An 18724-nucleotide genomic window follows, 5' to 3' on the forward strand; every position below is an offset into this window, starting at 1 on the left:
TCATGATCATGGATATGACTGGCTTTGTGCAGTATTTAGATCTGTATCACATAATTTAGATTAAAAAGGTATAAGTAAAAAAGATGAGATAAGCCTGGTTATTGATAGGTGTTGAACTTACGAGGAGCCTAGTTTGATATTTCAATGTTCAGAGTTTACACACAAAAAAAAGCACTCGCCCCCGAGTGCCTTTTGACTACAACTCACTGAATATAAAGTAAATTACACCTATTCAGCGGTTCTGGTACTAGTGCGGATGAGGTAATCAAATGCGCTAAGTGCGGCGTTCTAAAAGTGATTTAAACAATTGATTTAAATGGATTTAGTCAATGGTTGATGTCCACATATTGACCACACTTATAAAGCCTCTTTTGATAAGAGGCTTTGTTTTTGCTTATTTTTCAATGGGGGGATAGGATTAGATTAATGTAAATCAAAATTAAAAGCACATACTCATAGGTATGCCTTTCCCTACCTCAAGAGCTGCTCTTCCCATCCACGTATCATGAACGATAAATCCATATTTCTCAAAATGCTTTTTAAGTGGTAAATCGGCAGCAGTAAGATATATTTCCGCAATACCCTGTTGCTTACAATACTCTATAGCATTTTCCAGAAGTTCGGCAAAAAGCCCGAGGCCATGATATTCTTGGAAATCATACTTCTGCGGGGTTACTGGTTTATAAGGATTCACCAGTTTTACATCAACGATCATTAAAATGTTAGGGTAAGTATGAGCTAAAATCAGTTCAACCGTTTCTTTATCTTCTAGCTCTGGATCCTGAATTTCTCCATGCACGTATAAAATATCTTTAATAACTTTTTCTTTTATGTGTCTGGATACTTTTTTATACAATAGTGGATTGCTACTCTGACATTCCTTTCCAAATATAAATTTATCTTGGTCAGGATTAACATTACAAAAACGATCCCAAGCCGCAATGCCTATCTGAAAAAGATCATTTGGTTTATTTCTCACAAGGTATTCTATTCGCCCAAGTCCATACTCTGTGAATTTTACCGGCCTAGAAAAACTTTTTAATATTGATTCAGAAGGAAGTATAGAGTTTAATTCTTTTGGATTTTCCATAACCAATGCCTTTTAGTCACCTAATAAAATAAATCAATCCTACACCAAGAAATAAAATATTTCTGTAATTTAATAACGGAGCTATGACATACATCAAAGCTGGTCGTACAAGAGGAAGTAGTTAAAGATGACACCAGCAAATGTACGATAGGTTTTAAATAGCTGTTTTAGTGATGCTATGAGCTAATAATCAGGTAATTATATCTATCGAACATTTAGCTAATCTTGGCTTTAATAGCGCAACTTTGCCATCAGATTATAGTAATTCGTTAGATTTTATATTTGATAAAATCATTGATAGCTTAAAAAGCTATCAATGTTAGTCGATGACGTTAATAAGCAATCTTGATGTACTCTTTGAGTTGGTTAATTCAGATGGAATAGATCAAAACATCTCCATCTGTTTCTCTCCCCGATGTGATTTAGGTAACTTTTCCATCGGGATCTCAAAACCTTCTGGTAACTCTTGTGGAATTGTTTTTGTTAGATAGACCTCCACTGAGGTTATTGTCGTAAAAGAGCAGCCACACAGCATGTTTTGACATTGGTGATAGCTTCTACGGGTTTCACTGCTCATGGATTTACTGGTTTTGGTATAGGTCACAGCACCACACAGGGGACAATTGAACGCCATTTTTTAACCTTGGGTTTGGAGTATGCCTTAAGTTAGGTTAATCTATTCATAACAAAAATCAATTAAAAGGATTTTATTATATGTCTAAAGGTTCATATTCTTCTAAAATCACATTATTGATATCCGTATCTGTCCTTATATCACCCATAATATTATTTATTTATCTTAGTACACTGAATGCTCAAAATTTCTTTTCTTTTTTATTACAAGAGAGCTACTTATTCCCTTATCTGATATTTATTTCTATCGCTTGGTTTGTTTTTACGTTTATATTTTATAGCCTTCCATTTTTAACATTTAAATTTATTAATCTATCCATTGAAATAACCAATGATAATAATATAAAGCAAAACTTTAGATTATCTATTTGGAGTTATTTATTATCAATATGTATAAGTCCAATTGTAATATTTTCTATGATTTATTTAACGGTGGATCATCCCAAATATGTGACACTCATGGCATTCATGACATTTATAGTAATGGTGCTACTAATATTACGATACAAGAACAATGTTAAAATCATAAAAATAAAATTAAATTTTTACAAAATTCTTTTATACAAAGCTATTAGTATTTTATTTTTAACAATTGTTTTTATTATGGTTTATAATTATTTTAGCGAGAAAAAATATCATTTAGCATCTGTGCCTTACTTTCTTTGCCTTTCATTTGTACTAACCGAAACTGTTTTTAATTTCAAAAAAGCCCAAAAAGCATTATTCAGCTTAGTAAAAAAGACCTTCCAAACAATAACAAAAATACCTTATTTCATGACACACCCTAATGAATTTAAAGATATTTTTAGAAGTAAAAAAGGCAACAACCGAATAACAAATCGTGATAGATTTATAATGCTATTATTGTTTTCACTGCTTATCATTCCTATGTCTATACTATCTATCTCTGCATTAGTAAATAACCTTGATGGTGAAATGCAATTAGAAGATGCTTTCATACCATTTGTTAGCTTGTGCCTTATCTTATATACAATTCCAAACGTGATACTTTTACTCCCAAACATTGGAATCATAAAAAAGACTGTTTATCTCTCACTGTATTTAATATTTTTATCCTTCACCACTAATATTCTTAACCTTCTGGCTTATAAAACCTTTGACTCCATACATTTCATTAATAAAAACAAAATCGAAATAACAGCAAAAAAATGGCATGATGCTGACACACCTATTCCTGCAACACTGAATAAAATTCAAATGACTGCTTTCAATGCATTTCAAACACCAACGCATTCTATCTTTTGTAACTATGATGATATTAAATCATTAACCACAAGAATTGAATTTGATTTCTTTAGACCTGAAAAAACTCCCCCTAAATGTATATTTGTCAACAATGACGATGTAAGTCTAGTTGAAAAGGATAAGTTTATAATATTAACCGAACCTCTAATGAGTTTACTCCTCATTCAATACCAACATCTTTGATCCTTATTTCTAACTCCAAACTTGTGATAAAGCCGTGACCATCGATTTGATGAACAACACGGCTTATCACCCACTGGTGACTGTCAATCGTCGGTTTAAAGCCAGTTACCGTGACGGGCATTTCAGGGTAAAGGTCTGCGCGCCCCTCGGCCAACGTAATATTAAATTCTGCCACGCCCCTTTGTAGTTTTGACCACTTGGCCGCAGCGGCACGCTTAGCGGATTGTTCGTTTTTAAAGGTTTGCCGCATCACAAAAACGTTACCCTCGGCACCCTCGATATAATCGCCCTCTTTTTTGCTCGACTTCTCTTTTTTGGACTTTTATTAGTTGCTGCAGTATTAGCTGCGTTAGCGGTAGCTTGTGCATCTGTACCCGTTTTTTTCGCATCGGCGACTTTAGTGTCGGTTTCTGCTTTGGTATAAGCGCCCACATCACCAGCACTTAAAGTGATATCAGCGCTCAACGGCTTATTAGTTAGCTTAATAGATTGTTCGTTTTAGGATGATTTTGACGACGAAAAGCAATACAAATTTAACTTTTGCATGTCCACAAGTTGTCCACACTTGAACACTTTTAGGCACTTTTGAGCCTTTTTTGTACAGATTATGCACAAAAAAAAGGCACTCGCCCCCGAGTGCCTTTTGACTACAACTCACTGAATATAAAGTAAATTACATCTATTCAGCGGTTCTGGTACTAGTGCGGATTAGGTAATCAAATGCGCTAAGTGCGGCCTTTGCCCCTTCTCCAGCAGAGATGATAATTTGCTTGTAAGGCACTGTTGTACAATCCCCTGCTGCGAAAATGCCTTTCACACTGGTTTCATTACGTGCGTCGATTTCAATCTCGCCCATACGGTTTCTTGCAACTGTATCACCTAACCAATTGGTATTTGGCAATAAACCGATTTGTACGAATGCACCTGCAACCTCTAAAGAATGCACACTTTCGTCTGTACGGTCTTTATACTCAAGGCTAGTCATTTTGCTACCGTCACCTTTTACTTCAAGGGTTTGGGCATTTACAATAATATCGACATTCTTCAAGCTACGTGCTTTTTGTTGTAATACAGAATCTGCTTTAAGTTCTGGCGCAAACTCAAGCACAGTGACATGCTCAACCACACCCGCTAAATCAATGGCAGCTTCAATACCTGAGTTACCACCACCAATAACTGCAACGCGTTTGCCCTTAAACAACGGACCGTCACAGTGTGGGCAGAATGTCACCCCTTTGGTGCGATACTCTTGTTCACCAGGAACGCCCATGTTTCTCCAACGCGCACCTGTCGAAATAATAATACTGCGTGATTTTAAAATACCACCAGATGCTGTTTCGATTTGGTGTAAACCACCTTCTTCAGCGGCTGGGATCAGTTTAGCCACTGATTGACCATCAATAACATCAACATCATAGCTATCAACGTGATTTTTCAATGCGCCAGCAAAAATGGCTCCTTCCGTTTTGATAACGGAAATATAGTTTTCAATATCAACGGTATCCATCACTTGGCCACCAAAGCGCTCACCGATAACACCTGTGCGGATACCTTTACGTGCTGTGTAAATTGCAGCTGATGCGCCCGCGGGACCACTACCAATCACTAACACTTCAAAAGGTTCACGTTCAGTCAATGACTTAGCGGCACGTGCATCTGCGTTAGTATCAACTTTGCTGACAATTTCACTCAATGTCATACGGCCTTGGCCAAATTCTTTGCCATTTAGGTAAACGGCTGGAACGCCCATCACGTTACGCTCATCAATTTCATGTTGGAAAAGCGCACCATCAATGGCGGTATGGCTGATATTTGGGTTTAAAACTGCCATTAAATTCAATGCCTGAACAACGTCAGGGCAGTTATGGCAAGATAATGAATAATATGTTTCGAATTGGAACTCGCCTTCAAGGCCTTTTACTTGTTCCAATAACTCTTGCGCTTCTTTCGATGGATGCCCACCAATTTGCAATAGTGCTAGCACAAGAGAGGTAAATTCGTGTCCCAGTGGCGATCCTGCAAAACGCAAACCACTATCAATACCTGGGTTAGTAATTAAAAATGATGGCGTTCTTATCGCACTGTTACGTTCTTCACGTACACTCACTTTGTCAGACAACGAGGCAATTTGATCGAGCAATTGCTTAATTTCGTTTGATTTTTGGCTGTCGTCTAAATTGGCAACTAATTCAACGGGTTTAGTTAAACGTTCTAAATAGGCTTTTAATTGGGCCTGTAAATTGTTGTCGAGCATGTAATCCCCTTTAATTTTAATCCTAAAATCGGGTACATATACCCGCCATACTGCAAGTTACAGGCAAGGCATCATTGCACTAAATGCCTGTAACTCGAGTCATCTAATATTCAATCAAAAGATTAATTAGATTTTGCCGACTAAATCTAAAGATGGAGACAATGTTGCATCACCTTCTTTCCATTTAGCTGGACAAACTTCACCTGGGTGGCTTGCAACGTACTGAGCCGCTTTCACTTTACGCAGTAAGTCTGCTGCATCACGACCAATACCTTCAGCAGTGATTTCAATCGCTTGGATAATACCTTGAGGGTCAACGACAAATGTACCACGGTCTGCTAAGCCTTCAGCTTCACGCATGTTTTCAAAGTTACGCGTTAATGCGCCTGTTGGGTCGCCGATCATCGCATATTTGATTTTACCAATAGTGTCTGAGCTTGCGTGCCATGCTTTATGTGTAAAGTGTGTGTCGGTAGAAACAGAGAAAATTTCAACACCTAATTTTTGGAATTCTTCGTAGTGGTCTGCAACGTCACCCAGTTCAGTTGGGCAAACAAACGTAAAGTCAGCTGGATAAAAGAAGAAAACACTCCATTTACCCGCAACGTCTTTTTCAGAAACTTCGATGAATTTGCCATCTTTAAATGCTTGGTTAGTAAAAGGTTTGATTTGAGTATTAATTAATGACATATGATGTTCTCCTGTTTGGTTGCCTATTAAGTTACTGTTTTACAGCGACTTAATCCAATCAGTACGCGCTATCGATTTGATAGGCATAATCTAATCATTTATTAATAATTGATAGGCAAATTATTAAAACGCTTACTGAGGCATTCAGCAAGCGTTTTCTTTTTAGGTAGGCAATTTAGGACGTTATTACGCCATTGTGGCAATGGTTTTGCGAAAACGAATTAAGGCGAGTGCAAAGAAAACACTGCCAATAACCAGTAAAATAGCAAACTGTGACCAAACAATCTGGAAGCCTGCTCCGCGATACAAGATAGCCTGTGCAAGGCTCACAAAGTGGGTGGTCGGCATCGTTAACATAATATCTTGCACTAATTGTGGCATACTTTCCCGCGCCGTCATCCCACCAGAAAGCATATTCAATGGCAATAAGACTAAAATCATTAATAACCCAAACTGTGGCATTGAACGGGCGATTGTCCCCATAAAAATACCTATGGATGTTGTCGCAAAAAGACTTAAAGCAACGCCACACATAAAGAGCAAAATCGAGCCTTCGATTGGGACTTGCAACAGTGTCTTCACTACTAGCATCAATGAAACTCCTGATGCAATCAGCACCACCAATCCCATTGACCATATTTTAGACATCATGATCTCAAAAGGCGTCAATGGCATCACCATTAGATGCTCAACCGTGCCATGCTCTCGTTCACGGATCAACGCTGCCCCCGTTAAAACAATCGATAACATAGTGATATTGTTAATAATTGCCATCACGGAACCAAACCACGATTGGGTTAGGTTAGGATTAAAGCGCATCCGTACTTCCAAATCAACAGGCAAGTTCGCATTACTGCGGTATTTCGCTAAGAACTCATTGACCTCACCAAGGGTAATATTTTGAATATAACTATTCCCTAAAAATGCTTGGCTCATACGTGTTGCGTCAATATTCACTTGAATTTCAGGGCTCCTACCCGCTAAGACATCCCGTTGAAAATTAGGCGGAATATCCAAGGCAAAAGTATATGAACCTCGGTTAAGCAAGCCATCTATTTGATCAGGCGTAATATCCGCAGGCGGTAAAAAATAAGGGGCATAGAAGCTATTAATAATCCGGTTTGATAACTGCGACTTATCTTGGTCTGCAATGGCTATCGGGGCGTTATGTAAAGACCCTGGTGTCACCGTTGCGGATGAATAAATCGAAACCGTAAAAGCAAAAACAATCAAAGCCAGCATTGCTTTGTCACGCCCTAAGCTTCGTAACTCCTTAACACCTAAATTAAAGATATTTTGAATTTTACGTATCATCATTAGGACTCCTGTTTTTTCAGGAACAATACACTCAGCCCGATGACAAGAGGAACTGTAATCAACAACGGGATAAATGATGCCTGTAAATCAAACAAGTTAAGGCCTTTGGAGAAAGTCCCTCTCGTGATAGTGAGAAAGTGTGAGGTTGGATAAACCATGCCCACCCAACGCCCAATTCCCTCTAATGATGAAACTGGGTCAATCATTCCAGAAAACTGTGTTGCGGGAATTAATGTGATGATCGACGTACCAAAAATGGCCGCGATTTGGCTTTTCATGAAGCAAGAGATGAGTAATCCAATCCCTGTTGCAATACTAACGTACAAAAATGCAGCCAAGGTCAACGTTAAAAAACTGCCTTTAAATTCCACACCAAAAATATACACCGACAAAATACAAAGCAGTACAAAGTTAAACATCCCCAATAAAATGTAGGGGAGCTGTTTGCCCAGTAAAAACTCTAATTTGGTGATCGGGGTGACATAAAGGTTAATAATTGAACCCAACTCTTTTTCACGCACCACACTTAATGCACTTAACATTGCTGGAATCATCATTAATAACAATGGGATAACGGCAGGAACAATCGCAGGTAAACTGCGTACGTCAGGGTTATAACGATACCGTGTTTCTATATCAATAGCAGGCATACCCGCTACCCCTACAGGCTGCCTAGCCGCCATGGTACTTAACCATGCAAGGTGCATTGCTTGAACATAACCGCGAACCGTTTCTGCACGATTTGGCATTGCACCATCAATCCAAACACCGATTTTCACATTACTTCCACGGGCAATATCACGAGCAAAATTTGGGGGTATTTCAATAGCGACAGTGATTTGACCACTGCGCATGCCTTCTTCAAGTGCGTCATAATCTTGAAGAGGTGGCTGTTCAATAAAATAACGGGAACCTGCAAGGTTTAACGTATAACCTTGGCTTAGGCCTGTCTGGTCACGGTCTAGCACAGAAAAACGTAAGTTTTCAACGTCCATACTGATCCCGTAGCCCATAATAAACATCAAGATCACCGTACCAAGCAAAGCAAGTGTGGAGCGCACTGGGTCTCGTCGCAACTCCATGCCTTCACGGATGGAATAGCTGAATAAGCGACGTAAACTAAAGCGTTTTTTTAAGGCTTCTGTGGCTTGCTCTTTTAGCTCTGGATCAACATGGAACTCAGGTGCGGTTTCGGTTCCTTGTCCTGCATCACCCACGGCATCTTGTAAGTATGCAATAAAGGTTTCCTCGAGTGTCGCCAAACCGCGCTTTTTGGTGAGATTAACTGGGGTATCGCAGTCAAGTACCTTACCTGCGTGCATTAAGGATATACGGTCACAGCGCTCCGCTTCGTTCATAAAGTGCGTAGAGATAAATATTGTGACACCGTCACGTCTTGATAGATCAACCATTAAATTCCAGAACATGTCTCTGGCTACAGGGTCAACACCCGATGTGGGTTCATCCAGTATTAGCATCTCGGGTTCGTGGATCACCGCAACCGCTAAAGATAAGCGCTGGCGTATACCTAATGGTAAATCATCAGGCATCGTATCCCTGACTTCATCAAGTTCAAACCGTTGGCACATGTCATCAACACGACGAGCAATTTTGTCTTCTGGAATATGAAACAGTTTTGCATGTAAAACTAAGTTTTGTTCCACACTCAGTTCGCTATACAGAGAAAAAGCCTGTGACATATACCCAACTCGTTTACGCGTTTCGATATCCTTCGGGTCAATTTCTTGCCCAAATAACCAAGCCTGCCCTTCACTCGCCTGCAAAAGCCCAGTCAGCATTTTCATCGTTGTTGATTTACCGCAACCGTTTGAACCTAAAAAACCGAATATTTCCCCTTTTGGGATCTTAAAATTCACGTGGTCAACAGCAACGAAATTGCCAAAACGCATCGTTAAATCTTGCGCTTCAATTGCGATAACATCATCTTTTGAAGTGTCTCTCGGAGGGATCACCACTTTCTTGTGGCCACTGCGTTTTTCTTCAGGCAATAGTTCAATGAAAGCCGCTTCTAGATCATCACATCGTGTTTGGGCTTTTAATTCCGATGCATGCCCTGTAGCTAATACTTTTCCATCATCCATTGCCACCAGCCAATCGAATCTCTCCGCTTCCTCCATATAGGCTGTTGCCACTAATACACTCATATTAGTTTGACGCAAACGGATACGATCAATGAGATCCCAAAACTGAGCACGGGATAAGGGGTCAACCCCTGTGGTAGGCTCATCAAGAATTAACAAGTCTGGATCATGGATTAATGCACAACATAAACCAAGTTTTTGTTTCATGCCCCCTGATAATTTACCCGCAGGTCTGTCTTTAAACGGCGCTAACCCCGTACTTTCAAGTAGATCCTGAATACGATATTCCCTTTCCGCCTTTGATTGGCCAAATAAACGACCGAAAAAGTCGACGTTTTCATACACGGATAAGGTATGGTAGAGGTTTTTACCAAGCCCTTGCGGCATGTAGGCAATTCGAGGGCATACTGCGCGACGGTGTTCAGCATCATTCATATCGCCATCAAGTACAAACACATTACCTTGTTGAATAGCCCGCGCCCCTGCTATCAACGAAATCAAGCTGGATTTCCCCACACCATCAGGCCCTATCAACCCAACCATCTTGCGAGCTGGAATCGACAGCACAATGTCATCCAATGCACAATTTTCACCATAATGCTGGCTGACATGCTGTATATCAATGATCACATCATCCATCAGTTTATTGGTCATTGTGGTAATCTCACCTCAAGTTCAGTAGGCCAAGATTCATTTGAGTCCAAACGGACATAAGCTTTACCTGGTAGACCTGTTTTCACATATTCAAGGTGTTGTTCGAGTAATTCAGGGGAGATACGCGCACGAACGCGGAACATCAGTTTTAAGCGTTCATTTTGTGTTTCAACGGTTTTGGGTGTGAACTGGGCAACACTGGCAACAAAGGTCGTTTTAGCAGGAATAACAATATTAGGTGCAGCATCAAGAATAATGTGCACATCGCTTCCCAGAGCCACTTTTCCTGCATCTTCTGTTGGCAAGAAGAACGTCATGTATACATCACTTAAATCCACCATATTCAATACTCGCCCCCCAGCGCCAAGGACTTCTCCAGGCTCTGCAACACGGTATTGAATACGCCCATTACGAGGGGCTTTTAAAATACTGTCGTCTAAGTCAGCCATAATGCGGCGCTCTGTAGCAGTTGCTGCATCGACTCGGTTTTTAGCTTGAACAATGCCAGCACTTGCAGAGTCAATCGCAGATGTTGCTGCAGCAACTTGGGCTTTTGATGCTTCTAAAGCTGCACGTGAGCCCTGCATTTGCGCGGTATCATCATCAACCTGTTGCTGAGAAACCGCTTTAGTTCTCACCAATGCTCTTGAACGATTAAGACGCTTTTGTGCGGCATCAAGTTCAGCTTCGCGTTGGCGTACCACTGCCTGAGCGGCTACTTTTTCACTTTTGCGTTGAGCAAGCGCAGACTCTGCGGTGGTGACAGCACTAATCGCTTGGCGTAATTGTGCTTGGACTTCATGGAGTTGTTCTTGAAGCGCACGAGTATCCATACGGGCTAATTCTTGCCCTTCTTTGACAAAATCCCCTTCTCTTACATTGATGGTTTCAATTCGACCTGCAGTTTTAGTCGCAATATCAATCTCTGTCGCTTCTATGCGCCCATTACTTTGCGCAAAACCAGAGGGTAACCCACCTGAATTTATGCTCCAGTAGTAAAAACCACCAGCTGCAATAATGAGTATTAAAATGATGTAAAAAGATATTTTTTGCTTATTTATTTTCATACCATCCCTTTTCCATTAAATGAGAAAACAATGAACAACAATTATTTTTATTAACCTGGTGAAATTAATAAAGCCATATAATTGTTAATATGCGAAATAAATACGGCCAAATACGAAAAAACAAAATTATATTTTTAAAATAGGTTAAATCAGTGTCATTGCTATTCAACTATCAGCTATCTATCTAATTTAACGGAAGTTTATCAAAATTTGGATTAAGTATAGTTGCCTTGCATCACAAAAAATCTGAATAAATTAACAAAATTCATCAGAAGGCATTAATTGTACAACTTTAGATGAAAGAATATAAAAACAAAGCCAGTAAATTTATTTTACTGGCTTTTTCAGACAAACTTTATATTCGTTTAATTATTAGCGATTAACGTGCAAACTCTGCAATTGTTTTTTCATCCATACGGTAACGAACCCATTCATCTTGTGGTTGCGCGCCGATACTTTTATAAAAATCAATTGCTGGTTGATTCCAATCTAAAACACTCCATTCAAGACGTTGGCACTTCCTTTCTACGGCTAATACAGCGATATGTTTTAGCAGTTTTTTTCCTGCACCTGCGCCACGAAAATCGGGAGATACATAGAGATCTTCCAAGTAAATACCGTTATTACCTAACCAAGTTGAATAGCTAGTAAAGAAAACCGCATACCCTGCAGGTTTATCATCCACATAACAAATAAGGGCTTCTGTTTTAGAATCTGCGCCAAATAGTGAATTTTCGATATCAGCAACACTGGCCTTAACTTCATGACGAGCTTTTTCATACTCTGCTAATTCAATTATCATCGTTAAAATCAATGTAGCATCTTGCATTGTTGCTGGCTTTATTTCTACGTTCATTTGCGGCTCTCTTGTTATTTGAACGGCAATTTTATGCCTTACATCTTGAACGCCCAACACTTAGCAATTTAATTCATATGAACTCACACGATATAAGCGATATTTATACCTGTAATCCTACCTATTACTATAACCGTTATGAAAAAACGCATTTCTGGATTTTGATCCTTCCCCTCTGTTTGTTATGATTCGTACATTGTTCAACCTAACGAAAAATAAGGAGGCTAATTTATGCTGTTGTGTGATCTCATTGAATACTCACACTTCTTTGGTAATCGCCAGAGCTCAGGCTTTCACAGTTTTATACTGCGATAACCCCGCCTGAGCGAAGCCACAAAGAGATCTTCCCTCAGCTTACTGGGTTGTCGTTATGACTATCCAAGGCATTGTCATGCCTAAAATTTGAGTAAGCTATGAGCACTTTATTATCTGTAAAATCATTAAATTACGACATTTCTACCCACACGCTATTAAATGATGTTTCATTCACCTTGCAACAAGGCGACCGCATCGGCTTAATTGGCCATAATGGCAGTGGAAAAAGTACGCTATTAAAGTTACTTACCCACCAGCTATCCCCCAACAGCGGTAGCATTACCTACGCAAATCACTGTGTCACGGCGTATATCGAACAACATTTACCCGAAGATGTTGCCCATCTGACACTAATTGAAGCACTGGTTCAAAAAATGTCAGAACAAGACAAGGTCACTGAACGCTGGCGGGCTGAAGTATTACTGTCAGAATTAGGTTTTACTACCCAGCAATGGGAACAAAAAGCCAATGAAATGAGTGGCGGCCAACATACTCGTCTCTTGTTAGGCCGAGCCTTAATTGAACAGCCTGACTTATTATTGCTAGATGAACCCAGTAACCATTTGGACTTGCCCACCTTAATTTGGTTAGGTAATTTTCTGCAGTCTTGGAGGGGCAGTTTTGTACTGGTTTCCCACGACCAAGCTTTACTTGATAAAGTCACTAACTGTACGTGGGTTTTACGTGATAAATCGTTACATTTTTATCGGTTACCTTGTAGCGAGGCACGCCGTGCCATGGCTGAAAAAGACATTACCGATGAAAGACGAAATCAGGCGGAGCAAAAAGAGATTGACCGAATCGCCTCTAGCGCAAAACGCTTGGCTATTTGGGGGCATGTTTATGATAACGAGGGTCTTTCTCGCAAAGCGAAACAAATGGAAAAACACATTGATAGACTTAAAGAAACTCAAACAGAGCTCACTGAAGGTTATCAATGGAAATTGGCATTAAATGGTAAACCAATCCCTGCAGACCGAGTTCTCGAGCTCGAAGGAACTGAAGTTTCAACGCCTGCGGGAGAAAATTTGTTTAAAACTGCGTTTCATCAGGTGAAAAGTGGTGATCGCATCGCCATTATGGGAGCAAATGGTTGCGGTAAATCAACCTTATTGCGTCTTCTTTGGCAACATTATCAGCAGGACTTACGCTATAGCAAACACTTAAAGTTTCATCCCACAATTCGTGCGGGATATTATGACCAACAGCTAGAGCAGCTAAATGATAATGATAGCCTCGTGGATGCGCTACGCCCTTTTGCCTCCATTACGGATGAACAGCGTAAAATGGCACTTATTGGCGCTGGATTTGCTTATGCACGTCACCAACAAACCGTGGGAACACTCAGTGGTGGCGAACGTGCACGACTGCTTTTTATTGGTCTAAGCTTGGCACAATATGAACTTATTTTATTGGATGAACCAACTAACCACCTTGATTTAGAAGGAAAAGAGGCATTGAGTGAAGAAATTAGCCAGTTTTCAGGGGCATTATTAGTCGTTAGTCACGACAGGTGGCTAATTGAAAATAGCTGCCAACGTTTTTGGTTTATTGATGAGAATCGATTAGAGGAATACCTTAATATCGATGATATTTATCATAAAATTGAACAACAAGCGCAATTATTATCTCACAGTAATACAGATCCTGTTAAACACAGCCATACTGTAAATACTCCCCCAAAGGTCATCTCCCATGAAGATGAGTTGTTAGAAAAACTATTGGTGTTAGAGGAAAAATTAGAAGCTGATAAGCAGCGTAAATTAAGCCACCAAAAACCATTGTTACAACAACAATGGGTTGATGAAATAGCACAAATACATGCCCAATTAGGGTTGTAAGCTTACCCCCTGATTACTGATGTAGTCAGGGTTTTTTTTAATCCAAATAAAATATAGAGCAGATATCAATCAAAGGATATGCAGAGTTTACAAAATAATTATATTTTTAGTTAAAGCCATTTGGCTTTTCTTAAACATCAAAATAGATTTATTTAAAATATGGCATGCATTCATCTAGTAGTAGTTAACCACCAATTCAGTCCACTGTTGAATAAAGATTTTGTAAACCATTCATCTTATTATTTGATTTTTTGTTTTTTTGCGCGCTTAAAATAAGATGTAGGCACATTTGGGCAGACAACTTCTTTAAATTTATCATCTTTCTTTGTGCTTTTTTCGGCTTCGTTAGATGTAGAAGTATTATCCTGTGCCGCTTTACGATTATCTGTCATATATGAGTGCTCTTTTGCTTGAATTATATCATTAGTTTTAGCCATTTGATTTTCCTTCCGTCACTAATACCGCGTTGACCTCTTCTATTCGTTCAACTGCTTGGTTAATGATTTCAACGACTTTTGCTGACTCGTCTTTACTTAATTGCTGTAAAACGATTTTGTGCCTCAAAAGTGATTTAAATTTATCCACTGCACATTCAATCTCATTAGCAAATTGGTTTCCCGCTTTAAGCTCTTGTGCATAATTTAACTTTAGTTGAACTTCTGCCAAAAGTTCAGCTTTTAATAATAAAAAGCACCGCCCTTCTGGAGTGATGACAAAACACTTACGACCTTTGTCATTCTCTTTACCCGTTCCCGCAGTAATAAAACCTAATTCTTCTAATAATGTTAGTGTAGGATAAATAACCCCAGGGCTTGGGCAATAAAACCCTGCCGTTTCCTCTGAAATTTTTTTGATCAGGTCATAGCCGTAATTTATTCCCTCAGTCAGTAAGTGTAGAATATATATTCTTAACTGTTTAGGGTTAAACATTCGACTCACACTCTTACCATTACATAAGCAAGGATCAAGTTGTTGTTCGTTTGCCATTCAAATTCTCAGTGTTTGTTTTGATGCCAAAACCGATATATCGGATATAATAGTCACTTCTACAAAAAATGCTAGCTTTAGATATATCTGTTTTTGTGCATAACGTGCTAATGATAATCATTCTTAGTTAGATTATACGCATTGATATAACTTAAAGCAGTCATTATTGTGCTGTAAATTATCTGAATTGCTCGCTTTTGAGCATAAAAAAGCCAGTCCGTAGACTGGCTTAAGACTGCTGACAAACCGATTAGGTTTGACTGCAGGTTAGATCGGTATTATCCAATTTATTAACCAATATTGGGTAATACGTTAAATACAATACCCAGCTGAACACCAATCACGACTATTCCACATAAAAATACGACCAGCAATCCAATCGGGCCACCTAATACTTGGTATCGACGCTGATTTAATGTGCGAGACTTAAATGCCATTGCGCTTGGTAATAATAACGCAAGAATTGATAAGGCGATTGCGGCATAACCCAGTGCCATCACAAACCCTTTCGGATAAAACAACGCAAATACTAAAGGTGGTCCAAACGTCAACAAACCTGTTTGTATACGCCCTACCGCGTTATCTTGTCGCTTAAATAAGTCCGCTAAGAAATCAAATAGCCCTAACGCGACGCCTAAAAATGATGTTGCTAGCGCCAAACTCATAAACATCTGTGCAACTAACTCTGTGCGACCTGATTGTGCCACATCTTTAATCGCATCTAATAAGCCATTAAGCCCTACATTTTCTGCCAAAATACCCACAAACGTCGTTGTTCCGATACTCCCCAGCGTCGCAATTTGCCATAAAATATAAGCAATAAGGGGAATGGCGCTACCAATAATAAAGATAACTCGCAGTTTTTTAACATCTCCCCCCATATATTTCACAATACTTGGGACACTGCCGTGAAAACCAAACGATGTAAAGAAGACAGGGATCGCAGATAAAATCAGGACTTTCTCCGTTGGAGCAGCCAATAAATTTTGTTGCTCTACATGCGGCATCATTAACGCCAAAATAATGACTAAGAAAATAATTTTTGCAGTGAATAATATACGATTAATAAAGTCTACTGACGAAGTCCCAAAACAGACGACCCCACCACCAATCACCGTAAACAGGAGTATTCCCATCCAATCCGCCATGTCAACCGCAAAACTGCTTTTAAGATTTGACGTGATGATTTCACCCGCCCCACTCACATAAGCCGCGGTTAAGGCGTACATAAGAAACATCATGCTAAAACCAGTAATAAATTTGCCCCCAGATCCTAAATAGCGCTGAGCGACACTACCAATCCCTGTTTCATAGGATTCATGCTGGTAAACTTCAACCAAAAGAAGTGCGGTGTAGCACATCAAGGCCCATAAGGCTAATAACATGCCTAAACTAACTAAAAATCCGTTACCCGCTGCCGCTATTGGCATTGCCAACATCCCTGCACCAATCGTCGTACCTGCAACAATAAAAATACTACCCAATGTGCGATTTTTCATATTGAGATCCTAACAAATTAATTAGAGGCTAATTTATAATTGGAGTGATTTATTTTATTTTCTTCATCAACGAGTTGTTGTAATTTTTCTTCAAACGTTGCGATTAATGCACCCCAGTAATTTTCAAAATGCTGCTTATCACGTAAGCAATGAGTCATTACTGCTGCTCGTAATACATACACAGACTGAACGTTATGCCATTCACTGTCAGTAAAGTTAGCATCTCGACATAAATTCAATGGATTATCACCATATTCTTCGTAGGTTAATGATGTTGACGAGGTTAAAAAGTCGTTTGAATAGGTGCGACCTGCTGCATAAGAACACAGTTCATAAAGCCGTTTGTTTAAGCGGTTTTGCTTTTCTAAAGAGGGATTTCCTAATTCACGGAACATAAAGTTAATCATGTGAAAATCAGGATCTGGCATTGCAAAAATTGTAAACTTACGCCCATCAATATTAAATGCCTTGCACTGATTGATTTTTTCAATCATCCAGTTAGCCGTTGTAATACCCGCAGCAAGCACTTTGCCATACCCCAAAAGATTTAACGGAACTAACCTGTGTGCAGCCCAAACAGCGGCTGCTGTCGCCCCTGCTTTTGAACCTTCCATTATCGATGAGCCTAAAATAACATTGTGCTGCTTGTCTAATTTATGATGTTTTTCCTGAACGTCTTCAAATACATAAGCTGCATGATAAGAAATCAAATCAACAATACGCTTATCCTTCATACAAATAGCCCCTGCACCATATGGAATAAAGCCTACTTTATGAGGGTCTACTGTAATTGAATCCGCTTGATTTAGTGCTTTAAAGCTTTCATACACATCCAATTTTGGCCAAATAACATCTTGAGGGAAAATACCTTCCTGATGATAACGATGAATAAGTGCGTCATATTCTATAAACTGGTTATCTTCATCACGGAACATCGCACACGCATAACCTGCATACGCTGCATCAACATGCACATAAAAAGACACTCCGTATTGCTCTTCACATTCACGACGCAAATCAATAACGGCTTTTACATCATCTATAGCACCTGTTTCTGTTGTACCGACAACAGCAACAACGGCAAGAATTGGCTCTCCTTGCTCTATTAATGAGAACACGGTTTCACGCATTTTCTGCACATCGGTTCGATAGCTTGTATCAACGGGCAATTGCACGATATTTTGTTGACCAAGCCCCAAAATATCCATCGCTTTCATCCATGAATAGTGCTTAGATTGAGGGACTAACAATTTCCCCAAGGTATGTAATGATACACCTGTACCGCGTGCTGTTAGCTCTCTCACCTCTTCAAAAGTATTTAACTTTTTTAATTCATCAATGAGTTCTAAAACGGCAGCGACTGGTAAATTGAGCAGTTCTTTTTCTGATTTTCCAATTAACAAATGCTGAGATTTTTCATGTTGGGCAATGGCTATAGGTAAACTTTTAAGATTTCGTGCAACCCACAGACCTTCATAATTCGCAACAGTTCCGCCTGATGTAATATGCCCCCAGGATTGATTCACGCTATAACCAAACATGTTGCACAAGTCTAATCCTGCTTCGATTTCCAGTACGGTGGTCGTAGGAGAGGACTCTTGAGCACAATTATTGGGGTTGTACATCATCGCCATCACATAAGCGAGATTTGAAACCATGAGTGTATCCGCATTCATATGCCCCATATAACGTGGTGAAAACCAAGGAACAGATGTACTTTTTAACTTTGAGGATAATTGATTAAGGATCCCCTCCGTTCGATACAATGTATCTCTATACTCAGGGGCATAGCGGTCAACAGTCGTAATATGGTCAGGATCTTCAGGATGGTAACTTGAACGCCAATGCATGTGTTCCGTAACAGAATACTCCATCATCTCTTTAAAAAAGACTGCATTTTCAGATTTTGGGCCTAAGAAAAGTGCATCCACATTCATTTTCGAATTATTAAAATTATTCATTTAACTACA

Annotated in this window: 14 protein-coding genes and 1 pseudogene; 2 read left to right on the plus strand and 13 right to left on the minus strand. The window is 39.4% G+C overall.

Translation table 11 applies throughout. From position 1 onward, the window contains the following. Positions 1–439: 439 nt before the first annotated feature. Positions 440–1090, minus strand: coding sequence for a hypothetical protein (locus ACE2AL_RS10930; protein ID WP_375083495.1), 651 nt, complete (start codon positions 1088–1090; stop codon positions 440–442). 385 nt (positions 1091–1475) lie between these two features. After that, a complete protein-coding gene (locus ACE2AL_RS10935; protein WP_272538451.1) occupies positions 1476–1724 on the minus strand; it encodes an ogr/Delta-like zinc finger family protein in 249 nt (82 codons plus the stop codon). 80 nt (positions 1725–1804) lie between these two features. On the opposite strand from ACE2AL_RS10935, the gene ACE2AL_RS10940 reads away from it, so the two are divergent. After that, entirely contained in the window at positions 1805–3172 is a 1368-nt protein-coding gene (locus ACE2AL_RS10940; protein ID WP_272538452.1) for a hypothetical protein, read from the plus strand. On the opposite strand, the pseudogene ACE2AL_RS10945 reads toward ACE2AL_RS10940, so the two are convergent. The 7 genes and pseudogenes from ACE2AL_RS10945 to ACE2AL_RS10975 all read right to left on the minus strand — a co-directional run. After that, positions 3150–3494, minus strand: a pseudogene (locus ACE2AL_RS10945) (phage late control D family protein); the annotation flags it as partial. The gene ACE2AL_RS10940 and the pseudogene ACE2AL_RS10945 sit on opposite strands and share 23 nt — an antisense overlap. A gap of 357 nt (positions 3495–3851) precedes the next feature. After that, positions 3852–5426 (minus strand): alkyl hydroperoxide reductase subunit F, encoded by a 1575-nt coding sequence (gene ahpF, locus ACE2AL_RS10950; protein WP_206084251.1) that lies wholly within the window; start codon positions 5424–5426, stop codon positions 3852–3854. A gap of 126 nt (positions 5427–5552) precedes the next feature. Continuing rightward, positions 5553–6116, minus strand: a complete 564-nt coding sequence (ahpC, locus tag ACE2AL_RS10955; protein WP_206084249.1) for an alkyl hydroperoxide reductase subunit C — start codon at positions 6114–6116, stop codon at positions 5553–5555. Between the two features lie 186 nt (positions 6117–6302). Continuing rightward, positions 6303–7427 (minus strand): ABC transporter permease, encoded by a 1125-nt coding sequence (locus tag ACE2AL_RS10960; RefSeq protein WP_206084442.1) that lies wholly within the window; start codon positions 7425–7427, stop codon positions 6303–6305. Between the two features lie 5 nt (positions 7428–7432). Continuing rightward, positions 7433–10189, minus strand: coding sequence for a ribosome-associated ATPase/putative transporter RbbA (rbbA, locus tag ACE2AL_RS10965; protein ID WP_206084247.1), 2757 nt, complete (start codon positions 10187–10189; stop codon positions 7433–7435). Next, positions 10186–11256 carry an HlyD family secretion protein gene (locus tag ACE2AL_RS10970; protein WP_206084241.1) on the minus strand — a complete coding sequence of 357 codons (1071 nt, stop codon included), beginning with the start codon at positions 11254–11256 and terminating at the stop codon, positions 10186–10188. Before ACE2AL_RS10970 ends, rbbA begins: the two co-directional genes overlap by 4 nt. A gap of 379 nt (positions 11257–11635) precedes the next feature. Then, on the minus strand, positions 11636–12112 hold the full coding sequence (locus tag ACE2AL_RS10975) for a GNAT family N-acetyltransferase (RefSeq protein WP_206084239.1): 477 nt from the start codon (positions 12110–12112) through the stop codon (positions 11636–11638). A gap of 413 nt (positions 12113–12525) precedes the next feature. Here ACE2AL_RS10975 and ACE2AL_RS10980 point away from each other — a divergent pair, with 413 nt between their 5' ends. Next, positions 12526–14268, plus strand: a complete 1743-nt coding sequence (locus tag ACE2AL_RS10980) for an ABC-F family ATP-binding cassette domain-containing protein (protein ID WP_206084238.1) — start codon at positions 12526–12528, stop codon at positions 14266–14268. Positions 14269–14507: 239 nt separating this feature from the next. Here the strand turns inward: ACE2AL_RS10980 and ACE2AL_RS10985 are convergent, their stop codons facing one another. The 4 genes from ACE2AL_RS10985 to ACE2AL_RS11000 form a co-directional block, all read right to left on the minus strand. Next, a complete protein-coding gene (locus ACE2AL_RS10985) occupies positions 14508–14705 on the minus strand; it encodes a DEAD/DEAH box helicase (protein WP_206084236.1) in 198 nt (65 codons plus the stop codon). After that, on the minus strand, positions 14698–15255 hold the full coding sequence (locus ACE2AL_RS10990) for a PadR family transcriptional regulator (RefSeq protein ID WP_206084235.1): 558 nt from the start codon (positions 15253–15255) through the stop codon (positions 14698–14700). The genes ACE2AL_RS10985 and ACE2AL_RS10990 overlap by 8 nt, the downstream gene beginning before the upstream one ends. 290 nt (positions 15256–15545) lie before the next feature. Continuing rightward, positions 15546–16694 carry a tyrosine transporter TyrP gene (tyrP, locus tag ACE2AL_RS10995; RefSeq protein ID WP_318826048.1) on the minus strand — a complete coding sequence of 383 codons (1149 nt, stop codon included), beginning with the start codon at positions 16692–16694 and terminating at the stop codon, positions 15546–15548. A 77-nt stretch (positions 16695–16771) separates the two neighbouring features. Continuing rightward, the gene (locus ACE2AL_RS11000; protein ID WP_375083496.1) at positions 16772–18715 is read right to left on the minus strand and encodes a pyridoxal phosphate-dependent decarboxylase family protein; all 1944 of its coding nucleotides are present in this window, start codon (positions 18713–18715) and stop codon (positions 16772–16774) included. Positions 18716–18724 lie beyond the last annotated feature (9 nt).

It is taken from the genome of Providencia xihuensis, assembly GCF_041953405.1.
Classification (GTDB): Bacteria; Pseudomonadota; Gammaproteobacteria; order Enterobacterales; family Enterobacteriaceae; genus Providencia; species Providencia vermicola.